This window comes from Rhodococcus sp. OK611, from assembly GCF_003050885.1.
GTDB classification, from domain to species: Bacteria; Actinomycetota; Actinomycetes; order Mycobacteriales; family Mycobacteriaceae; genus Rhodococcus_G; species Rhodococcus_G oryzae.
Genome location: NZ_QAOZ01000008.1, coordinates 50,440 through 75,102, shown reverse-complemented (window position 1 = coordinate 75,102; position 24,663 = coordinate 50,440). Strand labels below are relative to the sequence as shown.

24 protein-coding genes and 1 pseudogene are annotated in these 24,663 nt (G+C 64.7%); 12 read left to right on the top strand and 13 right to left on the bottom strand.

The window, feature by feature from the left end; all coding sequences use genetic code 11:
* Position 1 precedes the first annotated feature (1 nt).
* Genes C8K38_RS11660 through C8K38_RS11650 form a run of 3 tightly spaced genes read left to right on the top strand, consistent with a single transcriptional unit; the run spans position 2 to position 1,399 of the window.
* A complete protein-coding gene (locus tag C8K38_RS11660; protein WP_097211797.1) occupies positions 2-415 on the top strand; it encodes a roadblock/LC7 domain-containing protein in 414 nt (137 codons plus the stop codon).
* 6 nt (positions 416-421) lie between these two features.
* A complete protein-coding gene (locus tag C8K38_RS11655; protein WP_097211627.1) occupies positions 422-811 on the top strand; it encodes a DUF742 domain-containing protein in 390 nt (129 codons plus the stop codon).
* 6 nt (positions 812-817) lie between these two features.
* On the top strand, positions 818-1,399 hold the full coding sequence (locus C8K38_RS11650) for a GTP-binding protein (protein WP_097211626.1): 582 nt from the start codon (positions 818-820) through the stop codon (positions 1,397-1,399).
* A gap of 500 nt (positions 1,400-1,899) precedes the next feature.
* On the opposite strand, the gene C8K38_RS11640 is transcribed toward C8K38_RS11650, so the two are convergent.
* From C8K38_RS11640 to C8K38_RS11630, 3 genes are all read right to left on the bottom strand, one after another.
* Positions 1,900-2,631, bottom strand: coding sequence for an AAA family ATPase (locus tag C8K38_RS11640; RefSeq protein ID WP_097211625.1), 732 nt, complete (start codon positions 2,629-2,631; stop codon positions 1,900-1,902).
* A 631-nt stretch (positions 2,632-3,262) separates the two neighbouring features.
* Positions 3,263-4,516 carry a formamidase gene (gene fmdA, locus C8K38_RS11635; RefSeq protein ID WP_097211624.1) on the bottom strand — a complete coding sequence of 418 codons (1,254 nt, stop codon included), beginning with the start codon at positions 4,514-4,516 and terminating at the stop codon, positions 3,263-3,265.
* 19 nt (positions 4,517-4,535) lie between these two features.
* On the bottom strand, positions 4,536-4,817 hold the full coding sequence (locus C8K38_RS11630) for an FmdB family zinc ribbon protein (protein ID WP_179800547.1): 282 nt from the start codon (positions 4,815-4,817) through the stop codon (positions 4,536-4,538).
* A 229-nt stretch (positions 4,818-5,046) separates the two neighbouring features.
* Here C8K38_RS11630 and C8K38_RS11625 point away from each other — a divergent pair, with 229 nt between their 5' ends.
* Entirely contained in the window at positions 5,047-6,777 is a 1,731-nt protein-coding gene (locus C8K38_RS11625; protein WP_209928348.1) for a purine-cytosine permease family protein, read from the top strand.
* Between the two features lie 107 nt (positions 6,778-6,884).
* Here C8K38_RS11625 and C8K38_RS11620 read toward each other — a convergent pair whose 3' ends face one another.
* A complete protein-coding gene (locus C8K38_RS11620; protein ID WP_179800539.1) occupies positions 6,885-7,967 on the bottom strand; it encodes a substrate-binding domain-containing protein in 1,083 nt (360 codons plus the stop codon).
* Between C8K38_RS11620 and C8K38_RS11615 the strand changes: the two genes are divergently transcribed.
* On the top strand, positions 7,936-8,472 hold the full coding sequence (locus C8K38_RS11615) for a MarR family winged helix-turn-helix transcriptional regulator (RefSeq protein WP_258195860.1): 537 nt from the start codon (positions 7,936-7,938) through the stop codon (positions 8,470-8,472). The two genes, C8K38_RS11620 and C8K38_RS11615, sit on opposite strands and share 32 nt — an antisense overlap.
* A 585-nt stretch (positions 8,473-9,057) precedes the next feature.
* Here the strand turns inward: C8K38_RS11615 and C8K38_RS11605 are convergent.
* Together C8K38_RS11605 and C8K38_RS11600 are read right to left on the bottom strand one after the other, a co-directional pair.
* A complete protein-coding gene (locus C8K38_RS11605) occupies positions 9,058-9,690 on the bottom strand; it encodes a response regulator (protein ID WP_257017458.1) in 633 nt (210 codons plus the stop codon).
* 17 nt (positions 9,691-9,707) lie between these two features.
* Positions 9,708-10,913 carry a sensor histidine kinase gene (locus C8K38_RS11600; protein ID WP_097211621.1) on the bottom strand — a complete coding sequence of 402 codons (1,206 nt, stop codon included), beginning with the start codon at positions 10,911-10,913 and terminating at the stop codon, positions 9,708-9,710.
* Between the two features lie 186 nt (positions 10,914-11,099).
* Here C8K38_RS11600 and C8K38_RS11595 point away from each other — a divergent pair, with 186 nt between their 5' ends.
* The 3 genes from C8K38_RS11595 (at position 11,100) to C8K38_RS11585 (ending at position 14,359) form a co-directional block, all read left to right on the top strand.
* On the top strand, positions 11,100-12,212 hold the full coding sequence (locus C8K38_RS11595; RefSeq protein ID WP_097211620.1) for a DUF418 domain-containing protein: 1,113 nt from the start codon (positions 11,100-11,102) through the stop codon (positions 12,210-12,212).
* A 198-nt stretch (positions 12,213-12,410) separates the two neighbouring features.
* Complete coding sequence (locus tag C8K38_RS11590) at positions 12,411-13,634, top strand: alpha/beta hydrolase family protein (protein WP_097211619.1); 1,224 nt, start codon at positions 12,411-12,413, stop codon at positions 13,632-13,634.
* Positions 13,635-13,903: 269 nt separating this feature from the next.
* The gene (locus C8K38_RS11585) at positions 13,904-14,359 is read left to right on the top strand and encodes a hypothetical protein (RefSeq protein ID WP_097211618.1); all 456 of its coding nucleotides are present in this window, start codon (positions 13,904-13,906) and stop codon (positions 14,357-14,359) included.
* Between the two features lie 167 nt (positions 14,360-14,526).
* On the opposite strand, the gene C8K38_RS11580 is transcribed toward C8K38_RS11585, so the two are convergent.
* Genes C8K38_RS11580 through C8K38_RS11565 form a run of 4 tightly spaced genes read right to left on the bottom strand, consistent with a single transcriptional unit; the run spans position 14,527 to position 16,859 of the window.
* A complete protein-coding gene (locus C8K38_RS11580; protein ID WP_097211617.1) occupies positions 14,527-15,291 on the bottom strand; it encodes an ABC transporter permease in 765 nt (254 codons plus the stop codon).
* The gene (locus C8K38_RS11575) at positions 15,288-16,118 is read right to left on the bottom strand and encodes an ABC transporter ATP-binding protein (protein ID WP_097211616.1); all 831 of its coding nucleotides are present in this window, start codon (positions 16,116-16,118) and stop codon (positions 15,288-15,290) included. The genes C8K38_RS11580 and C8K38_RS11575 overlap by 4 nt, the downstream gene beginning before the upstream one ends.
* 25 nt (positions 16,119-16,143) lie before the next feature.
* The gene (locus tag C8K38_RS11570; protein ID WP_097211615.1) at positions 16,144-16,506 is read right to left on the bottom strand and encodes a DUF1048 domain-containing protein; all 363 of its coding nucleotides are present in this window, start codon (positions 16,504-16,506) and stop codon (positions 16,144-16,146) included.
* A gap of 2 nt (positions 16,507-16,508) precedes the next feature.
* Positions 16,509-16,859 carry a PadR family transcriptional regulator gene (locus C8K38_RS11565; RefSeq protein ID WP_097211614.1) on the bottom strand — a complete coding sequence of 117 codons (351 nt, stop codon included), beginning with the start codon at positions 16,857-16,859 and terminating at the stop codon, positions 16,509-16,511.
* A gap of 561 nt (positions 16,860-17,420) precedes the next feature.
* On the opposite strand from C8K38_RS11565, the gene C8K38_RS11560 reads away from it, so the two are divergent.
* The 3 genes and pseudogenes from C8K38_RS11560 (at position 17,421) to C8K38_RS11550 (ending at position 19,684) form a co-directional block, all read left to right on the top strand.
* Positions 17,421-17,861, top strand: a complete 441-nt coding sequence (locus C8K38_RS11560; protein ID WP_108168818.1) for a decarboxylase — start codon at positions 17,421-17,423, stop codon at positions 17,859-17,861.
* 1,043 nt (positions 17,862-18,904) lie between these two features.
* A pseudogene (locus tag C8K38_RS27390) lies at positions 18,905-19,024 on the top strand (IS21-like element helper ATPase IstB); the annotation flags it as partial.
* Positions 19,025-19,147: 123 nt separating this feature from the next.
* Entirely contained in the window at positions 19,148-19,684 is a 537-nt protein-coding gene (locus tag C8K38_RS11550) for an AAA family ATPase (RefSeq protein WP_097211612.1), read from the top strand.
* Positions 19,685-20,134: 450 nt separating this feature from the next.
* Here C8K38_RS11550 and C8K38_RS11545 read toward each other — a convergent pair whose 3' ends face one another.
* Genes C8K38_RS11545 through C8K38_RS11535 form a run of 3 tightly spaced genes read right to left on the bottom strand, consistent with a single transcriptional unit; the run spans position 20,135 to position 22,829 of the window.
* On the bottom strand, positions 20,135-20,803 hold the full coding sequence (locus C8K38_RS11545; protein ID WP_097211793.1) for a response regulator: 669 nt from the start codon (positions 20,801-20,803) through the stop codon (positions 20,135-20,137).
* The gene (locus C8K38_RS11540; RefSeq protein WP_257017454.1) at positions 20,800-21,999 is read right to left on the bottom strand and encodes a sensor histidine kinase; all 1,200 of its coding nucleotides are present in this window, start codon (positions 21,997-21,999) and stop codon (positions 20,800-20,802) included. Before C8K38_RS11540 ends, C8K38_RS11545 begins: the two co-directional genes overlap by 4 nt.
* Before the next feature lie 8 nt (positions 22,000-22,007).
* Complete coding sequence (locus tag C8K38_RS11535) at positions 22,008-22,829, bottom strand: CPBP family intramembrane glutamic endopeptidase (RefSeq protein WP_257017453.1); 822 nt, start codon at positions 22,827-22,829, stop codon at positions 22,008-22,010.
* 1,043 nt (positions 22,830-23,872) lie between these two features.
* Here C8K38_RS11535 and C8K38_RS26865 point away from each other — a divergent pair.
* A complete protein-coding gene (locus C8K38_RS26865; protein WP_143548442.1) occupies positions 23,873-24,172 on the top strand; it encodes a hypothetical protein in 300 nt (99 codons plus the stop codon).
* Positions 24,173-24,663 lie beyond the last annotated feature (491 nt).

The following is a 24,663-nucleotide window of genomic DNA, read 5'->3' as shown; positions in this document are numbered from 1 at the left end:
CGTGACGACTTCTAACACAGGTGATCTGAACTGGCTTCTCGACGATCTGGTCAATCGTCTTGCCGGGGTGCGCTACGCAGTCGTGCTTTCCACCGATGGTCTGCTGCTGGGCCGGTCCACGTCCATGAGCCGTGAGGACGCCGAGCACTTCGGCGCCATGTCGGCCACCCTGTACGGACTGGCCCGCAGCGCGGGACATCGCTTTCAAGGCGGCGGCGTTCGCCAGGCCGTCATCGAGCTCGAGAAGGCGGTGTTGTTCGTGACGGCGGCCGGAAGCAACGCATGTATCGCGTTGCAAGCCGTCGACACCGCGAATCTGGGTATGGTCGCGTATGAAATGAACCTGACTGTGCAGCGTGTCGGTAGCTATCTGTCCGCCCATCCTCGTAACGGTGTGGCCGAGCAGGGAGCGTAGGTTGCCGTGACAGGTATAGGTCAATCGTGGTTCGACGATGCGGCCGGTCCTCTGGTCCGCCCGTACGCCGTCACACGGGGCCGCACGATGGGCGCGGGACACGATCTCGACATGCTCACGCTCGTAGTGACCGTGTCCCCCGCTCCGCGGCTGCAGCACATCGAAACGGAGTACGCGGAGATCGTTCAGCTGTGCTCTATTGCGCAGTCGGTGGCCGAGGTCTCGGCGCACCTGAATCTGCCTCTGGCGGTTACCAAAATCCTGGTCGGTGATCTCATCGCCGAGGGAATGCTGAACTTCCGGGCTCCCGCCAGCAGCGACTCCTACAACGACATTGCCGGGATCGGCGACCTGAACATCTTGCAAGCAGTGCTCGATGGAATCCGAAAGCTGTAGACAACTATGCATGACAATGCGTCCTCAGCCGACCTGGCTGCTTCGGTCAAAATCCTCGTAGCCGGCGGCTTCGGAGTCGGTAAGACCACGATGGTGGCCTCCGTCAGCGAGATCGCACCACTGCGTACCGAGGAAACGATCACCGAATTATCCACCGGCATCGACGATTTGTCGGGCGTGGAGGGTAAGACCACGACCACCGTGGCCCTGGACTTCGGTCGTATCACCCTCGATGAAAGCCTGGTTCTGTACCTGTTCGGCACTCCTGGACAGGACCGATTCTGGTTCCTTTGGGACGAACTGGTGCGCGGGGCCCTCGGCGCCATCGTTCTCGCAGACACCCGTCGGTTGGAGAACTCGTTCGCCGCCATCGACTTCTTCGAACGGCGGGGAGTCTCGTTCGCGGTCGCGGTGAACTGTTTTGACAGCGCCCAGGCCTACACAACTGACGAGGTTCGTGAGGCACTCGACCTCGATACCGAAACCCCCATCGTGCTTTGCGACGCTCGTGATCGCGATTCGTGCAAATCTGTACTGATAACGCTCGTCGAACACCTCATCGCCCAGGTCAGCACCGCGGTGGCCTGAGCAACGTAACGTTTGTCGTCGCGGCGGGATCAGTCGCCGGACTCACCGGGCGGTTCGAACACGCCTGCGCGGTCGCAGACTCACTCTCCATCCTCCGGAAGGGAGTGGGGGTGGCATGCAGCTCGTCGAGCGGCTGGCGTTCGTAGCGGACGGGGCGGCCGGGGCGGCCGAGCTGTTCGGGCATGCTGCGGGCTAGGTCGTTAGGGGACAGGTCCTGCGGCAGGGCGGCCGTCGCAGTTCGTGTCCGGGCCCGCGGAGCGCGCGGGCTGATGACGAGGCGCCGCGGCCGCCGGATCCCAGTCCCGATCCTTGGCTGGACGTCGTCGATGACGAGTGGGGCAGCGATCCGTGGGACAGCGATCGGCGATAGGTTGACCAGCTATGTCGAACCAGATGATCGCTGTCGCGTATGTAGGCGGGGTGATGCTGTTCGCAGGGATTCTGGTGCTGGGCATCTTTGCGGCCGGACGTCGTGCTCGCGCGGGACGCAAGGCCGGCCGCTACACGTCGCCACCTGGTAACTCGTCGTCCAACTGGTAGGTGCTGTACGGATCGACCACCGGGCGTCGATCGCTCTTCGTCGATCGGCTGCGACTCCGTCCTGTTTGCCGATCGCCACTCAGGTTTCTGATGTGACGGATGCCGACTGCGGCCGGCGGGAGCTGATGGCGGACGGGGTTCAGGCGGTCGTGTGCCAGGTGTAAGTCCGTGCGTGCCGCAATGTGCTCGACTACGTCGTCGACGGCGCGATCGTCGGTATCGACATGTTCAGTGAATCGTTCCGTGGCTAGCGCGGTCACGCACCGGCCGATCTGTTGCATAGCCCAGGTTTCATCGTTTCCCACAGCGCGACCCAGCCAGTAACCGGCGCGGGTTCGCAGTCGACGTCGGAGAGTGTCTGGTGACGCGACGAGGGAGAAGTGCCTGACGTCAACCCCTTCGGCGGACAGACCCACCATGATCTCGTCGAAATAGTCCAGGTTGACCAGCGTCATCGGGACGATCACTGGACCGTCGTGGGCAGCCACCGTGTCGGCGAGCGTCGCGGCTACAGCTGATCGCCACTGGGGTCGGTCCTGAAAGTCGCGTCGCGCGGATGCCGGAAGCATCTTGTGGATTGCGAATCCGATGAGTTCAGGATCGGCGACGTGAGAGCGAGAGACACGTCGATTCAACTCGAACGCAGTCTGAGTCTTTCCCGCACCGAACGCGCCGTTGATCCATATGAGCATTGCGCCGAGCCTAGCGAGCACGGCCGATTCGCGTCGGCGCTGACCTCGTAGCAGTCTCACCTGATTCGGAGAAACCGACTGGGACAGCCGTGACGAGCGGACCGATCCGTGCAACGAAAATGAAGAAGGCCACCGCTCTTGCGAGTTTGCGATCTCGTTCGTCGCAGTTCGTGGATGGATGGAGGGGTGTTCACCTATGCCTGTTCGGTCTGGGCTGCATGCGGATTGGATAGGTTGACCAGTCGGTGATCACACTTGACGGGCGCTTCGAATCACACAAGTCTGGATGGATTCCAGATTGATGACATTCACGCCCCACCCCCGCGATGCCCGCAGTCAGACGGACGCGCTCGCCTCCCCGGATCTACGGCCGGCATCGCGGACCTCAGGTCACCAATCCAGCTCTGGCTGACAACACTCCAGCACGGCGACCAATTCGACAGTGGCCTCTCACTTCCGGGGACCGACACTGCATCTCGCCGGAAAGAACCCTGCATCTGTCCGATGCAGGGTTCTTGGCGTGAGTCATGTCTGAATACATTGTTGCAGTGAATGTTCTGGGACTCTAGGCATGATGAGTCGGCGGGTTGAGGCTGAGCAGTAGATCGGTCGGCAATACTCCTCAGACCCCTTATCGGGTGGCTCGGGGGGCGCCGGGGCCAGGGTTGATAGTGATGGGTCCGGCGGCGGTCGGGACGATAGGGAAGTCGAATATGGCGGTCGGAATGTAGACGGTGGCGCATGAGTTGGGGATGTCGACCACCCCGGAAAAGCGTCCTTCGATCGGCGCGGCCCCGAGCAGCAGGTAGGCCTGCTCCGGGCTGTAGCCGAACTTTGTGAGGTAGTCGATAGCGTGCAAGCAGGCACGTTGGAAGGACAGCTGGGAGTCGAGGTAGCGCTGTTTGCCGTCGAGGGTGACCGAGGTGCCGGAGAAGGCCAAGAATTCGGTGTAGTTCGGACCTTCGTTGCCCGGCAGGAAGATTGCGTTCTCGGCGACGCCGTAGAGCTCCATGCCGTTCTTGATCAGATCGACTCGTAGGTCGATGAAGCCGCCCATCTCGATGGCGCCGCAGAAGGTGATTTCGCCGTCGCCTTGGGAGAAGTGAAGGTCGCCGACGGACAGGTTCGCGCCGTCGACGAACACCGGGTAGAAGACCCGGCTGCCGCGGGTGAGGTTCTTGATGTCCTGGTTGCCTCCGTTCTCGCGCGGTGGGGCGGTGCGTGCGGCTTCGGCTGCGGCCCGATCGAATGCGGTACCGGTCAGTGATCCGAGGATCGCGTCTTGCGGCTCGGGTGGCAGCGCGAGCGGCGGTACCCGCTGCGGGTCGGTCGCGATCAGTGCGCCTTCTCGGGTGTTCCACTTTGCCAGCAGCGCAGCGGAGGGGGCGGTTCCCATGAGGCCGGGGTGCGTGATGCCGGTGAAGCTGACCCCGGGGATGTGCCGGGAGGTGGCGGTGTGGCCGCTGAAGTCCCAGATCGCCTTGTAGGCGTCGGGAAACTGTTCCGTGAGAAATCCGCCGCCGTTCTCGGTGGCGAAGATGCCCGTGTATCCCCAGCCTTGGCCGGCGAGTGGACCCGAGTCTTCTTGGGGGATCGGTCCGATGTCGAGGATGTCGACGATAAGCAGGTCGCCTGGTTGTGCGCCTTCGATCGCGAACGGGCCGGAGAGGCAGTGCACGGTGCTGAGCGGGGCATGGAGAACGTCCTCGGCGGAGTCGTCGTTGTGGATGGCGCCATCGAACCATTCGCGGACGTGTACGCGGAACTCGTCGCCCGGTTTGACGGTCACGGCCGCGGGGATGTCGGGGTGCCAGCGGTTGTGGCCGACGATGTGTTGATCGGTGAACTTCTTGGTGGAGTCGAGGGGGAAGATCAGTTCGGGCATGGCGGACCTTCTTTCGGTATCAGGGGCGGGGGAGCTGGCGGTGCAAAGGGTTTCGGGTGAAGGCCCGGCTTCCGGTGTTGGACGGTGGCGCGCTGACGACTGCGGGTTCGCTGGCGGTCCGTTTCGTTTGGTCGATCAGTCGTGTGGCCGCGGACCGAGTTCTGATCAGGCCGGCGCCGCCGAAGCTTCGAGCACTGGGGTTTGCGCAGTGCGGGCAGGGGGACTCGAGTGGGACGTCGGCCATTGCGTAGTTGCTGTCGAAGCTGCCGCAGCTTCGGCATGTGAACTGGTAGTAGGGCATGGCCACCTCCTTTAGTTTCATGCGGAGCTATTCCGTATGGCGACGATATAAGTCGCGGTAGGTCACCGCGGCGAATCCGTCAGGTGAGCTTCGTGTTACGTGCGCGGCGTCTTGTGGCGGTCCCGTTAATTTCCATCTGAAGTAGTTCCATTTGGGCCTATTCCCCTTAGCGTCTTGCCTACTGCAGCTCGTGGACACGCCGCAGCTTCGACAGCAAGAGAGGACACAGATGAGCACCGTCTCGCCAACACCCGCCGGGCATCAACCGACGGACACGGGCACACGAACAACCTGGTCCAGGTTCCGGGAGTGGGCCGCGAAGGACAACATCGAGGACTATTCGCTGCGCTACGCACCGAAGTCGTTCCGCCGCTGGAGTCCGATGGCCTGTTCCGTGACCGCACTGGGAGGCATCGCGTATCTCGCCGACTACTCCATCGGCGCGTCGATCGCCGTCAGCCATGGCGCTGCCAGCGCGATCGTGGCGATCCTCGTCGCAGCGGTAACCATCTTCCTGACCGGTATCCCGATCGCGTACTACGCCGCGAAGTACAACCTGGACATGGACCTACTCACCCGCGGCGCCGGGTTCGGCTACTTTGGGTCCACTCTGACCAGCCTGATCTACGCCAGCTTCTGCTTCATCTTCTTCGCACTCGAGGGTGCGATCATGGCCCAGGCGATGTATTTGGCCTTTGACATGCCGCTGCCGGTCGGATACCTGCTCGGCTCCCTCATCATCATTCCGCTCGTCCTTTACGGCATGTCTGCACTGGCGAAATTCCAGGTGTGGACACAGCCGCTGTGGCTGATCCTGTTCGCCGCGCCGCTGGTGATGATCGCGATCGCCGACCCGAGCGGCTTCGACGGGTTTCTCTCATGGGGCGGAGACGGCGGCACTGAACGGGTAACCGCTATCGCGGTCGGCGCGGGCGCCGGCGTCGCCCTGTCCCTGATCGCACAGATCGGCGAGCAGGTCGACTACCTGCGTTTCATGCCCGAAAAGTCTGAGACCCCGCCGCTGCGGTGGTGGGCCGCCGTACTCGCCGCCGGCCCCGGATGGGTGATCCTCGGTGCCGCCAAACAGATCTGCGGAGCGTTCCTCGCGTTCTACGTCGCTGGAGAAGTGGGCTTCGCCCGGGCCACCGAGCCGATCGAGCAGTTCCTCGGCAGCTACGGCTCGATGATCCACAACCCCACCGTGGCCCTCGCGATCGCCACAGTCATGGTGCTGCTCTCCCAGATCAAGATCAACGTCACCAACGCCTACTCGGGTTCGCTGTCGTGGTCGAACTTCTTCAGCCGCGTCCTCCACGTCCACCCCGGCCGCGTCGTCTGGCTCGCCCTGCACATCACGATCGCGCTGACACTGATGCTGGCGAACATGTTCACCGTCCTGAACACGATCCTGGGGTTCTACTCCAACGTGGCCATCGCCTGGATCGGAGCCATCGTCGCGGATCTCGTCATCAACAAGGGGATCCTCAAGATCAGCCCGCCCTACATCGAGTTCAAGCGGGCCTACCTCTATCCGATCAACCCGGTCGGATTCGTTTCGATGCTGGTCGCATCATCGGTCTCGATCGTCGCCTACTTCGGAGCTTTCGGCGCCTTCCTACAGGCGTGGTCGCCCTACCTGGCACTGGCGATCGCACTGGTCCTGACCCCACTCATCGCGGTCCTCACCGGCGGCAAATACTACCTGGCCCGGCCGAACCCGCTCCGTGAAGAGATCGAAAAGGAACCACTGTGGGCCGGGCAGACCCTCCTCGACATCGTGGACGGGAAGCGCTACGAACTACCCGACATGGTGCACGACTGCCCGTTCCATGGCGGACCGATCTCCTCGCTCAGCTGCACACTCACCAAGAACTGTCACGAGCAGTGCCAATCCGCGTCCTACAAGAATGACGTCGACGCCGACGGACTCGGCCTTCGGCAAGCACACAGCGTCGTGTGATCGGCATGGGCGTCCTGGCCAGGTCGTTCACCCGACCTGGCTGGGACTGTCCGGTCAGGGCTTGTCATCCTCCCCGCCGTAAACGACCGGGCTTGCACCGACAAATCTCAGGTCAATTCGGCGAGCACGTTGAATTCGAGTTCGTCCGCGGCGGCGAGATAGACGGGCTGGGTGGTGTGGGTTCCGCGTACCCGGACCTCACCGCGCGGACCGCCGTAGGTAACGGAGGGGGCATGACGTTCGATCGCACGCAGGTCGAGGCTCCGGGCCGCCTGTGCCAAGGCCGCGAACAGCAGGATCCCCTCGTAGCAGGATTCGCCGATGTTGTTCAGCGCTGGCGCCGCCGGACCGTGGTGTTCGAGGTAGCGGGCACCGAAATCCATGCCTGCCGACGAGATCACGCCCTCGAAATAGCCGCTGGCGGTGAACAATCCGCGTGTGCTGTCCGGTCCGCCCGAGTAGAGCACGTCCTCGCCGATCATCATGCTCAGCCGGATCCGGTCCTCGTCGAGGCCGGCCCGTGCGAACGCATCGTTGAAGGCGGCACAGTCGGCGCCGACCATCAACAACAACACGCCCTGTGCCCGCGAGCGCCGAACCATCTCGAGCGCCGCAGTGAAATCGCGTCCACCGAGGGGGACGAACGATTCCCCGACGATGTCCATGCCGGTTGAGCCGGCGAATTCCCGTGTTGTCCTTGCTGTTTCCCGTGGCCACACGTAGTCGTTGCCGACCAGACACCAGCGGCGGATTCCCAGTTCGGCGCGCAGCCAGCTCATTGCCGGGAACAACTGCTGCTCCGGTGTCTCGCCGACCATGTAGACGCCGTCGGAATCCTCACCGCCCTCGTAGAAGGTGGTGTAGACGTAAGGAACTCGGCCCGCGGTCGTCGGTGTGATCACCTTGCGAGCATCGGACAGATGCCAGCCGACGACGCCGTCAATCGACCCGGAGCTGACCATCGCGTCGATCTGCGCCGCCAATACCGGCAGCGGCGCCCCGGCGTCGACAGGGTGCAGCCTCACGGGCCGGTCAAGAATGCCACGTGCCGCGTTGAGGGCTGCGACGGCCAGGTCCGCGGATGCCTCACAGGACGGGCCGAACATTCCAGCCGCACCGCTGCGTGGCACGACCAGCGCAATGTCGATGCTCTGTCGAGTGCGACCGAAAGCCGAGATCGAATTCGTCATGGGTTTCACCGCCGCCATATATTTCTATCTGAAACAATCCCATACGGCGCTGTATAGTGTCGTTGTGGACAATAGCACCGGCGCCACCGCGCTCGAGCAGTTGACGCGACTGGTGCGGCAAGCCTCACAAGAACTGGAACGGTCCATCTCAACCTGCCTCGGAGAAACCTCGACCGCCCGCTGGCATGTACTTGCCGCCGTGGCGGATTCCGCCGGCCACCCGATGGCGCAACTCGCCGACGCGACACAGCTCACCGGGGCCAGCCTGACCCGGCTGATCGACGCGATGATCGCCGACAACCTCGTGCACCGCAAAGTCGACGACACCGACCGCCGGCGCGTGCTCGTCTTCCCCACCAGGCGAGGACTCGCCACCCATCAGAAGATGACCCGCGCCATCGAGGCCGGCGGCCTGGACCGGTTCGCCGACGACAACGGCCGGCTGGCGCGGTCATTGAGTGCATTCCTCGAACAACTGCACGACCCCGAGCCTGCCCGGATCTAGAGCCAGGAACGCTGGGGCGACTCACCGACTGGAAGGCTGGTTCACCGGGCGGCCAATGTCGGTTTCAGAATGGATATGGGAACCGCAGATGGCGCGCCCCGTCAGTCCACAGTCTTGGAACTGCAGACTGACGGGGCGAATTAGCAGCGGGCGCCAGTTTCGACCTGACGATCCGAACAGTGACCTGACGCTCCCGACCGGATCGGAACTGCCTGCGCCACCGTGCGGAGGCATACCGGCCCCAGCGGCCGACGCGAGGTTCGGATCATTTCCAGTGGCGGTTGGGCGGTTCGGTGTCCTTAATGCGTTTCTTCGGCTAATGCGGGCTGCTCACGAGGGTCGTCGAGCACCCAGGTGAGCGAATCGGTGCCGATCCAGGCGGTATCGGTGAGCCAGTAGGTTTCGTCGGCCGCCATCCCGCGATGACGCTCGCTGTCTCGGAGTCGGACCTCGCTCAGCAGCTGGTCCAGGACCCATACGTGTTCGACTTCCTCGGTCTGATAACAGAGGGAAGGAGACATACCGGGGCTACGAAGAAGGTAAGGGGGAGGAGACGAGGCCGGGCCGGTCACTGTCTGGTCGAGCTCACGCCAGGCCGGCCTGGAACGCGATGATCACCAGGTGTACGCGGTCGCGTGCGTCGAGCTTGGCGAGTAGGTGGCCGACATGCGTTTTCGTCGTGCCCTCAGTGATGTACAGCTGATCTGCGATCTGCTTGTTCGTCAGGCCCTCCGCGATGAGGGTGAGCACTTCGCGCTCGCGGGCGGTGATGGCGAGCGGGCCGATCGGGACCGGTGGGGCATCGGTGGGCCGGCTGGTGAACTCCCCGATCAGTCGGCGGGTGACGCTCGGTGCCAGCAGGGCCTCGCCGGCGGCGACGACCTCGATTGCGTCGAGCAACTGTTGTGGTGTGGCCTCTTTGAGGAGGAATCCGCTCGCGCCGGCGCGAAGCGCGCCGTAAACGTAGTCGTCGATGTCGAAGGTCGTCAGAATCAGAACCCGTGCCTGCATGGTCGCCGTGATGCGGCGGGTCGCCTCGATCCCGTCCATGCCGGGCATCCGGATGTCCATCAGGACGACGTCGGGGTCCGTCGCACGCGCGATGGCCACCGCTTCCCGCCCATCGGAGGCCTCGCCGACCACGGCGAATCCGTCGGCGGCCTCGAGGATGCCGCGCACGCCGGACCGCACCAGCATCTGGTCGTCGGCCACCAGCACGCGAATCGTCCGTGATCTCAACTGAGTCCGCCCATCGGGAGACGGGCCGAGACCAGGAAGCCCGTGTCCGGTCCGGCACCCGCGCTGAATCGTCCACCATAGATCGCCACCCGTTCGCGCATCCCAGACAGGCCGTGCCCGTCCGGAGCGGCGGTCCCGAGGCAGCCGTCGTCGCAGATCTCGACGGCCAACTCGTCCGCCCTGTAGTCCACCCGGACTACGGCTGTCGTCGCATCCGCGTGCTTGACCACGTTGGTGAGGGCTTCCTGGATGATCCGGTAGACGGACACCTCCATGCCCGCAGTGAGGGGCCGGGCGGTGCCGGTGATCCGCAGGTCCACCTGGACGCCGGCGTCCTCGGTCCGGCCGATCACGGTGTCGAGGTCCGCGAGCCGGGGTGTGGGGACCAGACCGTCGGTGCCGTCGTTGCCGGACCCCGCGCGCAGCACGGCGAGCAGGTTCCGCAGCTCTCGGATCGAGGACTGGCTCGTGGCCTGGATCGCGTCGAGGGCCGAGCGTGCCTTCGCCGGGTCTCGATCGAGCACGTAGAGCCCGTACCCGGATTGGATGGAGACCACACTCATGCTGTGGGCGATGACGTCGTGCAGTTCGCGGGCGATCTCGAGCCGCTGTTCTACGAACTCGGCGTGCACGAGCCGGCGCTCGTGTCGGGCGAGGTCCGTGCGGTATGCGCGATGCCGTGCGACCGCGTACCCGATCGCCCACGCGCTCGTCGTGGCGATGGCGGCCAGGTACCCGAACTGTCGCAGGTCGGCATGGCCGAAGAGCGCCAGGGCGCCGGCCGCGACGGCGACCCCGAGCGCCCTCAGGCCGATCCAGGTGCCGCGGGTCGACGCCAGGAGGTACACCACCATGGTCGCGGCGACGATTGTGGTGGTGCATACGACGACGGCGATCCAGTACCGACCGTCCACGGCGACGAAGACGACCCACGTTGCCAGAAGGGCCAGGGACGCACCGAGCGGGGCGCGGCGGCGCAGTGCGATCACCATGCCTGAGGCGATGATGGTTCCGACGGCCAGCGCAAGGGCGGCCGGGCCCGGATGTGGGAGTCCGCGGCCGAGTGGGTCTGGATCGCGGGATTCCCCTTGCAGCTCGACAATGCTCCATAGCGCGACCAGCGCGCCGAATGCGGCATCGAGCACGAGCCAGAATCCGGGCGGAAGCCGCGTGATCAGGGGTGGATGCGGCGTGACCGGCATCTGCCCATCGTAGGAAGTGGTGCCCGCCGAGACATCCCCCTACGGTCCGATGATCGGCACGGCACAGACCGGTCGTCGCCCGCCGCAATCAGGGTTTTCCCCTAGGGAAAGCTCCCCAGTGTGCTTGCGGCCGAATCTGCCCGCAGGGCGATCTGAACACTGTGCATGCGCTCCTAATGTCACGGTATGACTACCCAGATAGGGGCCCCTGCGGTCTCTCGCATCGAAGCACTCGACGTGCTGCGCGGTTTCGCGCTCGGCGGCATCCTCATGGTCAACATCACCGTGATGTCGACCCCGGGCGGATTCGCCGACGGTCCAGCGCAGTCGCTGATCGCGGCGATATTCCACAACAAGTTCTACGTGATCTTCTCCTTCCTGTTCGGCTACTCCCTCACGATGCAGATCCGTTCGGCAAAGCGCGCCGGGGCGAGCCCGCGAGCCAGGACAGTGCGGCGTTGCCTGGCGCTGATGGCGGTCGGGCTGGTGCACTACGTGTTCTTCTTCAGCGGAGACATCCTGTTTTGCTACGGGGTCATGGGCCTGATCCTGTTGGCGCTCAGTTCCCTTCGCCCCCGAACCGCGCTGATCGCGGCGGCGGTGCCCTTCTCAATCTCCGTTATCGGGATGACCGTGCTGGGCATGATCAAATCCGCGGCGGCCACCGGCTCCGCGGAGGATGCGGAGACCGCGAGGGAGTTGGCGGCGATGCAGTCGGGATGGTTGGAAGCCGCGCACTACCGATGGGAGAACTTCACCGATAACATCGCCGCGTTCCTGCTCATCAGTCTGCTCAGTGTGCTGCCACTGTTCCTGGTCGGCCTGGCTGCCGGCAAGGTGCGGCTGCTCGAACGCCCGGAGCGCTACCGGCCGTTGCTCCGCCCCGTCCAGTGGATCGGCTTCGGAGTCGCGGCTCCGATCTCCGTGCTCTCTGCGGTGACCGAGATGCCGATCCTGACCGGCCCGAACGCACTCGCAAGCCCGGTCCTGGCCGCGGCGTACGGGGCCACCGTGCTGCGGGTCATGGACCGGCACCCATCGGTCGCCCGGGTGCTGGCGCCGGCCGGAAAGCTCGCGGCGACCAATTACATCGGCCAGTCGGTGGTCACCGCCATCATCTTCACCGGATACGGTTTCGCGCTCGTCGGGCGCCTGTCCGACTGGGCGGTGCTCGGCATCGCCGCGTCGGTCTATGCGATCCAGCTGGTTGTCAGCGCGTGGTGGGTCCGGCGCCACCGCTACGGCCCGGTCGAGTGGGTCCTTCGTATGGCGACCTACGGCCGATCGCGCTCGAGATGACCACCAGGTGCGCGGCCCGTCGCGTCCGGTCCGGCCTGAACAGCGTAGGCGCTCTCGAAGACCGGGTATCGGCGGTGGACCGCGCGCCACTCCGATTATCCGCCGCGATGCCAGTAGGGGTTATCCCTGAGGAACTCGGAGCAAATGTCCTCCCGTGCGCAGATGTGTGGTGCCTTGCGGTGCGCGATCGTGGGAAGCATGAACAGACGAGCAATGATGATCTCTGGCGCAGCGCTGATTACAGTCGCCATAGCGACCGCCACCACGGCCTGTACGGACACGGAAGCTCGCATCGCGACAACATCGGGGGCGCTCCCAGCGTCCAGTCTCGGAGCCGCCGATTTTTCGCCGGCAGCGCCGACCGGACCGAATCGGATCGGCACACAGTCCCTGCACCTGATCGACGAGTCACGCCCAGATCCCTGGGTGGCCAACGAAAAGCGGGAACTGATGGTCAGCCTGTGGTATCCCACGCGGGCAGGTGAGGGCGAGTACCCGAGCGCCCCGTGGTTGCCGAAGGCCGCTGCTGACAGCTATATGGAACACGCCGGTGTGGAGCCGGGCAAGGTTGCCTTCGGCAATACTCGGGGCCTCGTGGGAGCGCCTGTCGACCGGAGCCTGGGGGACTTGCCGGTGGTGCTGTATTCCCCTGGAGCCAACGCATCACGAGCCTATGGCACCGGCGTCGTACAGGAGCTGGCCAGCCGCGGGTACCTGGTGGTCGCCATCGATCACACCTACGACGCAATGGTCGTGGAATTCCCAGGCAATCGGGTCGTGACGAATCCGGAGGGCGAGATCACGGACTTCGGCAAAGCGGTCAGCGTTCGTACGGACGACACACGATTCGTACTCGATCAGCTCGAGTCGCTGGAGGCCGGTCACAACCCCGACGTCGACAGCGCGCCACTTCCTGCAGGCCTCGCCGGTGCACTGGACCTCACGCGGGTCGGCATGATGGGTCATTCTCTCGGTGCCGCGGCCACAGCGTCGGCGATGTACGCCGACGGACGCATCAAGGCAGGCATGGGTCTGGACGGCGGAGGTGTCGGACCGGTCGTCGAGGCCGGCCTGGATCGACCTTTTCTCGTAGTGGACACCGAGGGCAAGGGCGGCATGGCCACCAACCCTCTCCTACAGAAGTTCTGGTCAAACCTACGCGGGTGGCGACTCAACCTGACACTGAAGGGTGCGGCGCACAATTCCTTCGGCGATGACGCTCAGCTCATACCGATCGCACTGCCGTTCGCAGGCGTTTCGTCGGAGGACATTCAAGAAATGGTCGGCACCATCCCGACCGATCGTGCGCTCGCGTTCCAGCGAGCTTATCCACTCGCATTCTTCGACGAACAGTTACGCGGCGTCGGTCACCTGCTGGACGGGCCCTCGCCCGATTTCCCCGAGGTGGCGTACACCCGGTGAGGCCACTCGTATTACGCCTGGAGGCGTCGATGCCTGGTCGCGAGAAGCAGGCTTCGGCGACGGAGGAAGCTGCAGGTCGGATGAAACCTCCATTGCGCGCGGATGAAATCGATTGCACTACTGCAGTTTTAGGTGCAAGCATCGTCAGGATTGTATAACGCGACGGCAGGGCGGGACTGGTCCGATCGAGCGGGGGAGATGCCGGCGCCGCGTGAGCCCCTGTGTGACCGCGCATACAACTGCGCCGCCCGCTGACGTTCTCCCTGCCGTTGCGGCAGGAAGACATCCTGATCGTCGACCTTCATCCCCGCCGGTGCGCCGTGCATCCCGGCCCGATTCGGGGCACCGTCGACGGCACCCTGTTCTCCGCCTGCATTCCGCCCGGTTTGGTCGAGGACGTGCCGATCGCCCGCGACACCAGCCGCGTCGAGGGTCTCCTGCAACGGCACCGAGCGAGCGAGATGGAGCGGCATGGATGGATGAATGGATGGATGGAGGAAGGTGGGTGGATGTGGATGGAAGGCGAGCGCGTGGGTGGAGGGGTGTTCACCAATGGCGATTCGGTCTGGGCTGCATGGGGATTGGATAGGTTGACCAGTTGGCAATCACACTTAAGGGCGGCTATAGATCACACGAATCTGGATGAGTTCCAGGTTGCTTCGCGCTTGGCTTTCGGGTCGAAGAAACCGTTTCGATTGGTTCGCTTCTTCAGCTGTGGTGCTTGACGAGAAACTCGACAACTCGGGAACGACATGCTGAGCATGCGTCATCACCCAACCATGCCCAGCCTCGGGGACCGCGCCGCTGATTGACGATGCCGCCCGCCCCGGTGCGGGGAAGCGGGCGACGTCGTGTGGCACGGGTGTGTGCCTTCCGTGGGAGGCGCTCGGACTCAGCTGATCTTGCGACGGTAGATGGTGATCGCGAAGGTGTAGGCGACGACGAGGATGCCGACCAGCCAACCGAGGGCGATCCAGATGTCACTGCCGACGGGTTCCTGGGCGAACAGGGCTCGGATAGTGTTCACGATGGAAGTCACGGGCTGGTTCTCGGCGAACCATGCGACCGGGCCGGGCATCGAGTCGGTGGGCACGAACGCCGAGCTGATGAACGGCAGGAAGATCAGCGGGTAGCTGAACGCGCTCGCGCCGTCGATCGTCTTCGCCGAGAGCCCGGCAATCACGGCGATCCAGGTCAGTGCGAGGGTGAACAGGATCAGGATGCCGGCGACCGCGAGCCACGCGGCCACGGATGCTCCGGTGCGGAACCCCATGAGCAGCGCGACGCCGGTGACGATCGCGACCGAGACCAGGTTCGCGGCCATGGAGGTGAGCACATGCGCCCAGAGCACGCTCGACCTCGCGATCGGCATGGACTGGAAGCGTTCGAAGATGCCGCCCTGCATGTCGAGGAACAGCCGGTACGCGGTGTACGCGATGCCGGACGCGATCGTGATGAGCAGGATGCCGGGGAGCATGTAGTTCGCGTACGACTCGTCGGATCCGGTGTTGATCGCGCCGCCGAACACGTACGTGAACAGCAGCATCAGCGCGATCGGGGTCACCGCGGTGGTGACGATCGTGTCAGGGCTGCGGACGATGTGTTGCAGCGAGCGGCCGGTGAGGACGCCGGTGTCGCCGAGGACGTGGGTGGTCATCGGGATTCCTTTCCTGCCGGGACGGTGCCGTCGGTACGGTCGCCGGCGGTTTCGGTCTCGCCGGTGTCACCGACGAGGGAGAGGAAGACGTCCTCGAGGGAGGGCTGCTTCTCGATGTACTCGACCTTGGCGGGCGGGAGGAGTTTCTTGAGTTCGGTGAGGGTGCCGTTCTGGATGATCGTGCCCTTGTGCAGGATCGCGATGCGGTCGGCGAGCTGCTCGGCCTCGTCGAGGTGCTGGGTGGTCAGCAGCACGGTCGTGCCGCCCCTGGCGAGTTCCTTGACCGTCTGCCACACCTCGATCCGGGCCTGTGGGTCCAGCCCGGTGGTGGGTTCGTCGAGGAAGATGATCGGCGGGTTCCCGATCAGGCTCATCGCGATGTCGAGCCGACGTCGCATGCCACCCGAGTATGTCGCCGCCTTGCGGCTGCCTGCATCGGTGAGTGAGAAGCGGGCGAGCATGTCGTCGGCGATCGCACTCGGGTTCTTCAGGTGACGCAGCTTGGCGACCAGTACGAGGTTCTCACGGCCGGTGAGCACTTCATCGATCGCGGCGAACTGGCCGGTCAGGCTGATCGACTCGCGCACGTTGCCGGGATTCGCGGCGACGTCGAAGCCGTGCACCGTGGCGGCGCCCGCGTCGGCCTTCAGTAGCGTCGACAGGATCCGCACCAGCGTGGTCTTGCCAGCACCGTTCGAGCCGAGCAGCGCGAGGATGCTCCCCGCCGTCACGTCGAAGTCGACACCCCGCAGCACGTGTAGGTCATTGAACGATTTCACGATGCCCTGCACCCGGATCGCGGGTTCGAGGGCCTGATCGGTGGTCATATCCGGTTCTCCGTTCTTGGCGGGTTCATTCCTCGTCGGCGGCCTGATCGATGGCGTCCGTCAGGCGCTTGCGCTCCTTGTTGATCCATTGGCCGTCCGAGTAGTTCTGGATGAAGGTGTCCGCAAACTCCACCGGGTCGTCCCCGACGATGTCGCGGATCGGGGTGCCGTCTGCAGCGGCGCGCTCGATCAGGTCGGCGAGGTCCTCGTGCATCTGCATGAGGACATCGCCCTTGACGATCGACCCGGCGTACATGAAATAGCGCTCAAGCCCGTCGATCCCGGTTCGGTAGCTCGTAGGGAGCTGTTCCTTGCGGGCCTTGTACTCGCGCCAACGCTTCTTGTCCTCGAACGAGCCCGTGATCTGCTCGATCCATCCTGCGGCCATGACTACTCTCCTTCGTTCTGCGGGTGTTCGACGTGTTGGTGGAGCTGTTCGATCCGTTCCGCGAGGAAGCTCCACGTCCTCCAGAACTCTTCGAGGTACTCGCCGCCCAGCAAGTTGAGCGAGTACACCTTGCGCGGCGGCCCCTTCTCGGACGGGACCTTCTCCACATCGACGAACCCGCGCTGCTCGATCCTGACCAGCAGGGCGTAGATGGTGCCCTCGGCGATCTCGGAGAAACCCTGCTCGCGAAGCCGCGCCGTGATCTCGTAGCCGTACGCCGGCCGCACGGCCAGAATCGCGAGGACGATGCCCTCGAGCGTGCCTTTGAGCATCTCGGTCATCTGCCTGCCCATGGAACCCCCCTCCTCTCCACTACTCAGTGTTGCTGACTACCACTAGATAGTAGCACTGAGTAGTGATCGCGCAAGGGGTAGATGCTGCGGAGTATTTCGGCCTGCCGGGCGAGCGGACAGTGATCGTGGGTTCCCGAATCGACGTGTAGGCGCCTCTGGGCGGGAGCAGGAGAAACAGTCGCCAGGCGACCAGACTTGATTGTCTGCGTTCCGGCAGGCGAGCATCTGGAGGGCGTTCTTGGACAGCGATCCCGCTCTGGCGATGTACAGCCCGAAACCTGTCGGGGTTGCCCGCGGGGGTGAACGCTTCGAAGCCGAGTGGCGCAACGATCCACACACAGCCGTGCACGGGTCGTAATCACAAGGTGCGCCACGGGTTAGCCGATTGGGCGGGTTCCTGCGCGACCACTACTTGAGGACCGGGGCGTGAAGGTCGCGTCAACGATGTGCGCGGCAATGTAAGCAGTTCGTCAATGGGGCGGCGCGTCGACTGCTATCAGCGGTACATATGGGGAGAGGGAGTCTGCACCCGAGACGCCCGGATGTCCTAGGAGGCACTCGATGACCCTGAATCTGCACCGACGCCACCATTGGCTGGCCCGGCCGCAGCCGAAGCGGAACGCCCTGGTTCACGTGCCCCAGCAGGCCGATGCGGCGACCCGGCGCGCGATCACGCGCGAGCTGACTGAGGTGATCGAGCAGCCAAACCTCTCCTTGGTCGGGCTCTGCTACACCGTCAGCGGTGAAGTAGCCGCGCCGCGGAGCATCGGCGCGACAGTCGACTTGATGGTCTCGCTGATGGAGCAGGTCCACCGTGACCACGGCCAAATCCTCACCGAGTTGGTCATCGAGGTTGCTGAACGGCCGGCGGGACACGAGCTCGAACTGGTCACCGCGGTGGACGAGGCGTTGGATGTGGCGTGTGCGACCTACCGGTTCCCGCGCCCCAGCGTCACATTCATGACCAGGCCCACTGCTTTCGCTACGACTTCGACGGACTGACCTTGCGGCGACCGGCGCCGCACTCGCCTCCGGCGCCCGCTGGTATTGGCTGGGCCTGAAACTCGGTGCGACCGCTGCCGTGGCATTCGTGCACTGGCTGATCGCGCAGAGCTCTACGTCATCGGCGCCCTCTGTCCGTACTGCATGGTGGTGTGGGCCGCGACCATCCAGGTCTTCTGATACGTCACCCTCCGGAAACTGCACAACGGCACCTTCGCCCGGCCCCTCCGTACGAAAGCCATGACCGCGGCCGGGAGCCACCTGATCTCGGTGACATTCTGGTTCCTCGCCGTCGCAGTGCTGGTTGTCCACCGCTTCTACTTGTACTGCCTCAGCCTCCTGTAGCCGACTCGGCCGATCCGTCGCCGTCGCTGTGACACCCGAATTGCCCTGTGCCACTGCCAGTCCCGTAGGGTTCTATCGGCATCACGGCACGGCCCGACACCACCCAAGACTGGATTCGCGGGGTGAACACCCGATCCTCGTCCGCGAGGAGTACTCCACCCGGGCTTGTCGAGTCGATTCCGATCGCCCGTGACATGAGTGCCGGCTGTGAGCGGGCAGAAGTCCAGCGCCGACTGCGAAAGCCATGGGCCTTTCGCCCGCACTGACCCAGGAAGCCGAACGGCACCCGGCGTTACCGGGGGACAGCGCTTGCCCCTGCGTAGATTAGAAGTCTGCGGGCTCCTAGATCGATGCGTCGCCGATATGAAGTCCCAACGGCGCACTGCGACCTTCTCGGCCCCGGTGTGGAGTGCGGATGTGCCAAAACGGTCACGCTGAGAGATGAGGACTTCCCGAAAATCCGGATGCCCTTCCAACACATGGATGGATGAATGGATGTGGACAGTGGATGGTTGGATGGAGGGGTGTTCACCTATGGCGGTTCGTTCTGGGCTGCATGCGGATTGGATAGGTTCACCGGTCGGTGACCACACTTAACGGGCGCTTCTAATCACACAAATCTGGATGGATTCCAGATTGATGGCCTTTGGGTGCCGCGGTTAACGCCGCGGAAAGCGAATCGTGCGCCCCGCACCCTCTTCACCGACCCCAGACTCTGCGCAGCCATCGTCGACCGGTTCACCCACCGCGACACCATCATCGAGACCTGCACCCACGCCTATCGACTCGCCCACACCGAAGCAGCGACAGCCGGCTAACCCGTCGGGGTCGGGACGGTCAGACCCCACCTTGCGCCATTTCCAGTTGACAGAGCCAGTCGGGTCGAAGAAGAGTGATCTGCTGACCGAGCGCACAGGACGGCACGAAAGGGGGCTCATCGGATGAGCGGAACCGTGATCATTCTGACCGGCCCGCCGGGAGCGGGGAAGAGCACTGTCGCGGCCGCGCTCGCCCGGAGCTTCGAGCGGGGCGTGCACCTGCATACCGATGACTTCTGGCATTACATTGTCGCCGGGGCGATCCCGCCGTACGAGCCAGCATCCGCTAAACAGAACCAGACCGTCATGGACGTCATCGCAGGAGCTGCTTTCACGTACGCGGCGGGCGGATTCACAGCGGTACTCGACGGTATCGTCGGGCCGTGGATGCTCGATCACTTCCGCAGCCACACAACGGATATCGCCCTCCACTACGTCGTACTCCGGCCCGACCGCAGCACCGCTCTCTCGCGCGCTCAGGCTCGCACGGCGCCCGATGCGCTCGTCGACGAGCACCCGATTGTCACGATGTGGGCGCAGTTCGCGTCCCTGGGCGAGTACGAGCCGTACGTACTCGACACGTCGACCGACGATGCGCGCCGCACAATCGAACGCGTCACCGACGCCCTTGCTTCCAGTAGGTTTCGCCTTCGCCTCTAGCTCGGCAACGTCGGACGGTGAACACGCCAAGGAAGAAATTGGTGCGGCAGCCGCGACATCACAACTGGGCAGCCCAGCCTCGACGTCGCGGGCGTGGACGCGCCGCGCCGGGCGGCGCGTGCGGGGTCGACGGGGCTTGGACGCCCGCCGTGGAGCGAGCGGGCTGGCCGACGACTGCGTACGAGCCAGCCGAAGCCGTACGGCCGGTCCTGGAAGAGCGTGGACTGGAAACGCGGCGATGTTCATCAATGGTGGGTTGTTCTGGGCGGCATGCGGATTGGATAGGTTGACCAGTCGGTAATCACACTTAAGGCCGGCTCTTGATCACTCAAATCTGGATGGATTCCAGATGGATGGCATACAGGTGCCGCAGTCAGGTGTCGATTGGAGCAGTCCTGCGGCGGTGGCTGTGGTCGGACCGGGGCAGCGTAGACCTGCCTCACCCCGTCGTCAGCCCAGCGACCGTAGGTAGATGAGCGTCGCCTGCACGCGTCTGTCACCGTCCTGCAGCGGCAACTTCGAGAAGATGGACCCGACGTGCTTGCGCACGGCGGCTTCGGACACCGTCAACCGCTGTGCGATCAGGGAGTTGGTGTGCCCCTCGGCGACCAGTGAGAGGACCTCCCGCTCGCGGTCCGTGAGAACCGCCAGCGGCGCGCGGCTGCGGGTGGCCTTGACGAGAGCCCGCACGACGTCGGGATCGACGATGGTCTCACCACGAGCCACCCGATCCACGGCGTCGAGAAACTGACGGACATGTCCGACGCGTTCCTTCAGGAGGTATCCCACGCCGCCCCGTGCGGTGTCGTCGCCGAGCAACTCGTCGAGATAGGCGACCGAGACGTATTGGGACAGTACAACGATCGGGAGGTCCGCATCGCGCTGGCGGAGTGCCGCCGCCGCGCGCAGTCCGTCATCGGTGTTGGTCGGCGGCATCCGGACATCGGTCACCACGAGGTCCGGTCGGTGCGCCTCCCACGCGTGGAGGAGCCCCTGCGCATCCGCCACACCCGCGCACACCACGTGTCCGGCGGACGCCAGCACGCTCTCCACGCCGGCCCGTAGCAGTGGGCTGTCCTCTGCGAGCACGATCCGCAGCGGCCGTTCGGTCGGACTCACACCGGACACTCCATCCGAATTGTCGTGGGACCCCCGACCGGACTTGTCACAGAAAGGTTTCCGTCGAGAGCGCCGAGACGACCACGCAGCCTGTCCAGACCGCCACCGGCAGTGATGTGTGCGCCGCCCGCGCCGTCGTCGGTGACGGTTAACAGCCACATGTCCCCGACGCGGTCACCCTGCACGGTGACATGTCGAGTCTGTGCGTGTCGCACGGCGTTCGTCAGGGCCTCGGACACCAACACGTAGGACATGTGCTCGACCGGCGGCGACAGTCGTTCCCCCGCACCGGTGACACCGTCGAGCGCGATGGTCACGTCGAGCGGGACGTCTGCCACCAGGTCCGTCAGCGCGGGGGCGAGGCCCCGCTCGATCAACGCCCGCGGCGAGTAGCCGCGCAGCACGGCCCGCAACTCCGCGAGCGTCTCGTCCACCTGCCGGTGAGCATCGGCGGCGAGCCGGCCCGTCGGTCCGTCCGAGTCGGCTGCTTCGGCCAGTCCGAGGTTCATCGACAGCGCAACCAGTCGGTGCTGTACCCGGTCGTGTAATTCCGATTCGAGGAGGGTCCGCTCCGAGCCCTCTGCGTCGAGTAGCGCGGAACGGGTCGTCTCGAGGCGGGCCGCTTCGAGACGCCACGGATCGGCGTCGGACCCGAGGAGACGACGGGCCATCGCCGCCTCGAACGCGGCCCAGGCGCCGACCGCCACCAGCAGCAGCACCGTGCCGACTGCCCCGGCCAGCGCCAAACCCCAGGCACCCGAACTGGTTTCGACAGTCCACGCGCCGAGATCGAAGTGGTCGTCGCGGATGACCACGGGCGCGGCTAGAAGCATCCCGACAATGGTGACGCCGAAGATCGCCAGGAGGGTGGCGGCCCCGCCGGAGATCGCCGCACACAGGACGTACGCGACATGCCGCATCGTCGGCAGTCGCTCCTCGTTCGCGGACGCCGTCACCTCCACGTCCGCACGGTCCGCGATCGACCGATCGACCAGCCTCAGTCGCGCGCTGTGCGCGCGAAGCATCGGTTCCCACAACGCCGTCCGCAGTCGACGCGTCATGCCCAACAGCAGGACAGGGAGGATGCCGATCACGGTGACAACCGAGAGGACGCCCGCGGTGGCGAGGCAGGCCAACGACCGCCAGGGCCACACGGTGCGGAGGTACCGGGGGCCAGACCGCAGTGCTGCCGACACGCCACCCCTCACTGCTCGGCCCCGATCGCCGCGCGCCGACGTACCCTCGTCGTCCCGGCGATGAGGAGGACGACGGGAACGTAGGCGGCGCACATGAGAAGCGTAACGGCACTCGCGTTGGCGCCGGGATCCACGAAACGCTCGAGACCGACGGCCACGACGAGGTTGCTGCCGCCGTGCAGGATTGCGGGCGGCCACACGGACCCACTACGACTCCACAGCCAACCGATCACGAATTCCAGCAGCACCGACAACGGAAGCCACATCAGCATCGCCACGACCGCGTCGGTGGCGGTACCGCCGGCGCCGAAGTACCCCACCCAGGGCAGAGGCCAGTGCCACACACCCCAGATCAGGCCGGTCGCGACCGTCGTTGCGAACGGCCTGCCCGGAACGAGACGATCCCGCAGGTAAGCGGTCCAACCGAACTCCTCTCCCCAGAACACGGGCGCAGCCACAATTGGGACCACCACCGCGATCGCCACGAAGGTCAGGTCGTCCCGCCCGAAGTTCCACGCCGCGACGTCCCACACGCCCGTCACCGCGGCCGCTGCCAACGCGGTCGCGAGAACCGCTACCGGAAGCAGCGCGGCGATCAGGTACGACGACCACGCCCCACGCAGTCGGGGCCTCAGCCCCGCATCGGAGAACCCTTCGCGGGTGATCCACCGGCGCGTGACGATCGCGGCGACGGCGGGCACGAACGCGGCGGTGAGCAGTTGGACGACTGGGTCGTCGAGCGAGTAGCCGGCGGCCCACACGATTGCCCACGGAACCCAGGAAGCCCCGAACGCGAGAACGAGGAACCAGAGAACTCCACGTGCGCGCACGGACGAATCGAGGACGGTTGCAGATGGCCGAAAGGTCGAAGCAGTGGTCATGCCTCCACTTCACGACATGGTGAACGGAAAGGCTGTAGCCCACGCGACCGTCTCGGGGTGGCGTGCACGCTACCTATGACGCGATGCGTCGCTGCAACCGCGGCAGGCCAGAGGTGGGTGGATGGAGGGGTGTTCACCATGGCAGAGCGTTCTGGGCTGCATGCAGATTGGGCAGGTCTACAGGTCAGTAATCACACTTAAGAATGGCCCCGGATCACACAAATCTGGAGAAGTTCCAGTCTTTTGACCGTTGGGTGGGCTCGAGTCCGGGATAGGCCAGCCTTCCCGGACTGAGATGCAGGACGGGTTACCGGGACGCCTGCGCCGGCGTCTGATCCATCTCGGATTTGCTACGCCAATTCGAGATGGCCGTCCGACTTGGCGATCGCCTTGCAGGACAGCCGACAGCGATAGGGTCCGCCTATCGATGGAGGACGACGAGATCAGCCCCGGCCGAGGATCTCGGCCGGGGCTGATCAGTTTGAAGAGATTGGGTACCCGATGCCGAAGAAGTGCATCACAGCGGCAACAGTCGGCTGCAGCCAATTTCGGACCTCGAGCGGAAGGCCGGCGTACGGGTCGTAGCCACCCGGTGATGCATTTGCGACCCCGCCCCCGAGAAGACCGAGCACCCCTACTGTCGCAACGAGCGTTGCTGCTCTCATCTTGTTCATATCGGGAGAATCGCCCAAAACATACCGAGCGTTACGCCCAACTTGGGTGGGCGCCCAATCGGCTTCGCGCAAGCCTGAGGGCGTACTGGTAGCCGATCGTCATACAGGACCCGCGAACCCGTGCGCGGCGGATTGGGAAGAGCCGCGGCGGCAGTCATCCCCTCGGAAACGCCAAGAAGCGACGCGAGAACACCGCCACGTAACGCCGCGAGGCACAGACGAGGAGTCCAGATCGGTCCGCACCATCCACGCGTAGGATTAGCGGGAAGCCACCGATAGTGATGCGCGTCAGACCCGAGTGAAGGAACGACGGCCGCCATGTCTTCTGCTACCCAACAGGCGCCAACCAGCATCCTGACTGTCTCTATCAAAGCGGCGGACCTGCCAGATTTCGCCAGCGAAGGGCCGATCCTCGTCGAGGTGGACACCAGTGAACAATCCGGGCGGACATATCGCCGCAGCTACCTGGTCGAAACAACTGTTGAGCGTCGGCAAGACAATGAACCCCACAATCCGGAAGTCCGCGTCACCTTCGCTGAACCGGGCATCGACGCCATCACCTTCGCGCCAGCAGACGATGTTGTCGTGCACCGCCCATTCCTCGCCAAGCATCGGTAACCGGCAGACCCGTCGGGGCTGAATCTCGTGTCCACACAGAGGCTGCTCGGCAGCAGTCACGTTTTTAGCCATGAACTGTCGCCGAAACCTCTGTAGTGCAGAATATTTCAGGGATGAATTGCCCCGTGAAGGTTCTCGATGCTGCGCGCGTGGGTGGCGAGTTCTGCGCGCGCGGATTTCATCGCGGTGGCATGGCTGAGCGGGATCACCCGCCCTTGCACAGCCCCACCATCGTCCGGCCACCGTCGATTTGTTCCGGGCACCCGTTCCCTATCGTCTTTCACGCGCTGTCGATCCGCATATACGCGGCGTCTGAACGCTGCGTCTAGGGGTAGTGGCATGGGTTCCATTCTGTCAGTGCGGGGTTCACCGGCGGGAAATCGGGAGGCCGGGCGCGCACAGCTCACTCTCGGATGGCGCGCGCGCCGCCACGAGACCCGCTTCAAGCGCTCTGAACTGCAGGTTCGAGTGAGTGACCGCGCTCACGAAGA

Excerpts from the sequence above, each read along its gene's own strand:
- C8K38_RS11650 (WP_097211626.1), top strand. The coding sequence starts at position 818 with ATGCATGACAATGCGTCCTCAGCCGACCTGGCTGCTTCGGTCAAAATC.
- C8K38_RS11640 (WP_097211625.1), bottom strand. The coding sequence starts at position 2,631 with ATGCTCATATGGATCAACGGCGCGTTCGGTGCGGGAAAGACTCAGACT.
- fmdA (WP_097211624.1), bottom strand. The coding sequence starts at position 4,516 with ATGCCCGAACTGATCTTCCCCCTCGACTCCACCAAGAAGTTCACCGAT.
- C8K38_RS11630 (WP_179800547.1), bottom strand. The coding sequence starts at position 4,817 with ATGCCCTACTACCAGTTCACATGCCGAAGCTGCGGCAGCTTCGACAGC.
- C8K38_RS11625 (WP_209928348.1), top strand. The coding sequence starts at position 5,047 with ATGAGCACCGTCTCGCCAACACCCGCCGGGCATCAACCGACGGACACG.
- C8K38_RS11620 (WP_179800539.1), bottom strand. The coding sequence starts at position 7,967 with ATGACGAATTCGATCTCGGCTTTCGGTCGCACTCGACAGAGCATCGAC.
- C8K38_RS11600 (WP_097211621.1), bottom strand. The coding sequence starts at position 10,913 with ATGCCGGTCACGCCGCATCCACCCCTGATCACGCGGCTTCCGCCCGGA.
- C8K38_RS11595 (WP_097211620.1), top strand. The coding sequence starts at position 11,100 with ATGACTACCCAGATAGGGGCCCCTGCGGTCTCTCGCATCGAAGCACTC.
- C8K38_RS11590 (WP_097211619.1), top strand. The coding sequence starts at position 12,411 with ATGAACAGACGAGCAATGATGATCTCTGGCGCAGCGCTGATTACAGTC.
- C8K38_RS11580 (WP_097211617.1), bottom strand. The coding sequence starts at position 15,291 with ATGACCACCCACGTCCTCGGCGACACCGGCGTCCTCACCGGCCGCTCG.
- C8K38_RS11575 (WP_097211616.1), bottom strand. The coding sequence starts at position 16,118 with ATGACCACCGATCAGGCCCTCGAACCCGCGATCCGGGTGCAGGGCATC.
- C8K38_RS11570 (WP_097211615.1), bottom strand. The coding sequence starts at position 16,506 with ATGGCCGCAGGATGGATCGAGCAGATCACGGGCTCGTTCGAGGACAAG.
- C8K38_RS11565 (WP_097211614.1), bottom strand. The coding sequence starts at position 16,859 with ATGGGCAGGCAGATGACCGAGATGCTCAAAGGCACGCTCGAGGGCATC.
- C8K38_RS11560 (WP_108168818.1), top strand. The coding sequence starts at position 17,421 with ATGACCCTGAATCTGCACCGACGCCACCATTGGCTGGCCCGGCCGCAG.
- C8K38_RS11550 (WP_097211612.1), top strand. The coding sequence starts at position 19,148 with ATGAGCGGAACCGTGATCATTCTGACCGGCCCGCCGGGAGCGGGGAAG.
- C8K38_RS26865 (WP_143548442.1), top strand. The coding sequence starts at position 23,873 with ATGTCTTCTGCTACCCAACAGGCGCCAACCAGCATCCTGACTGTCTCT.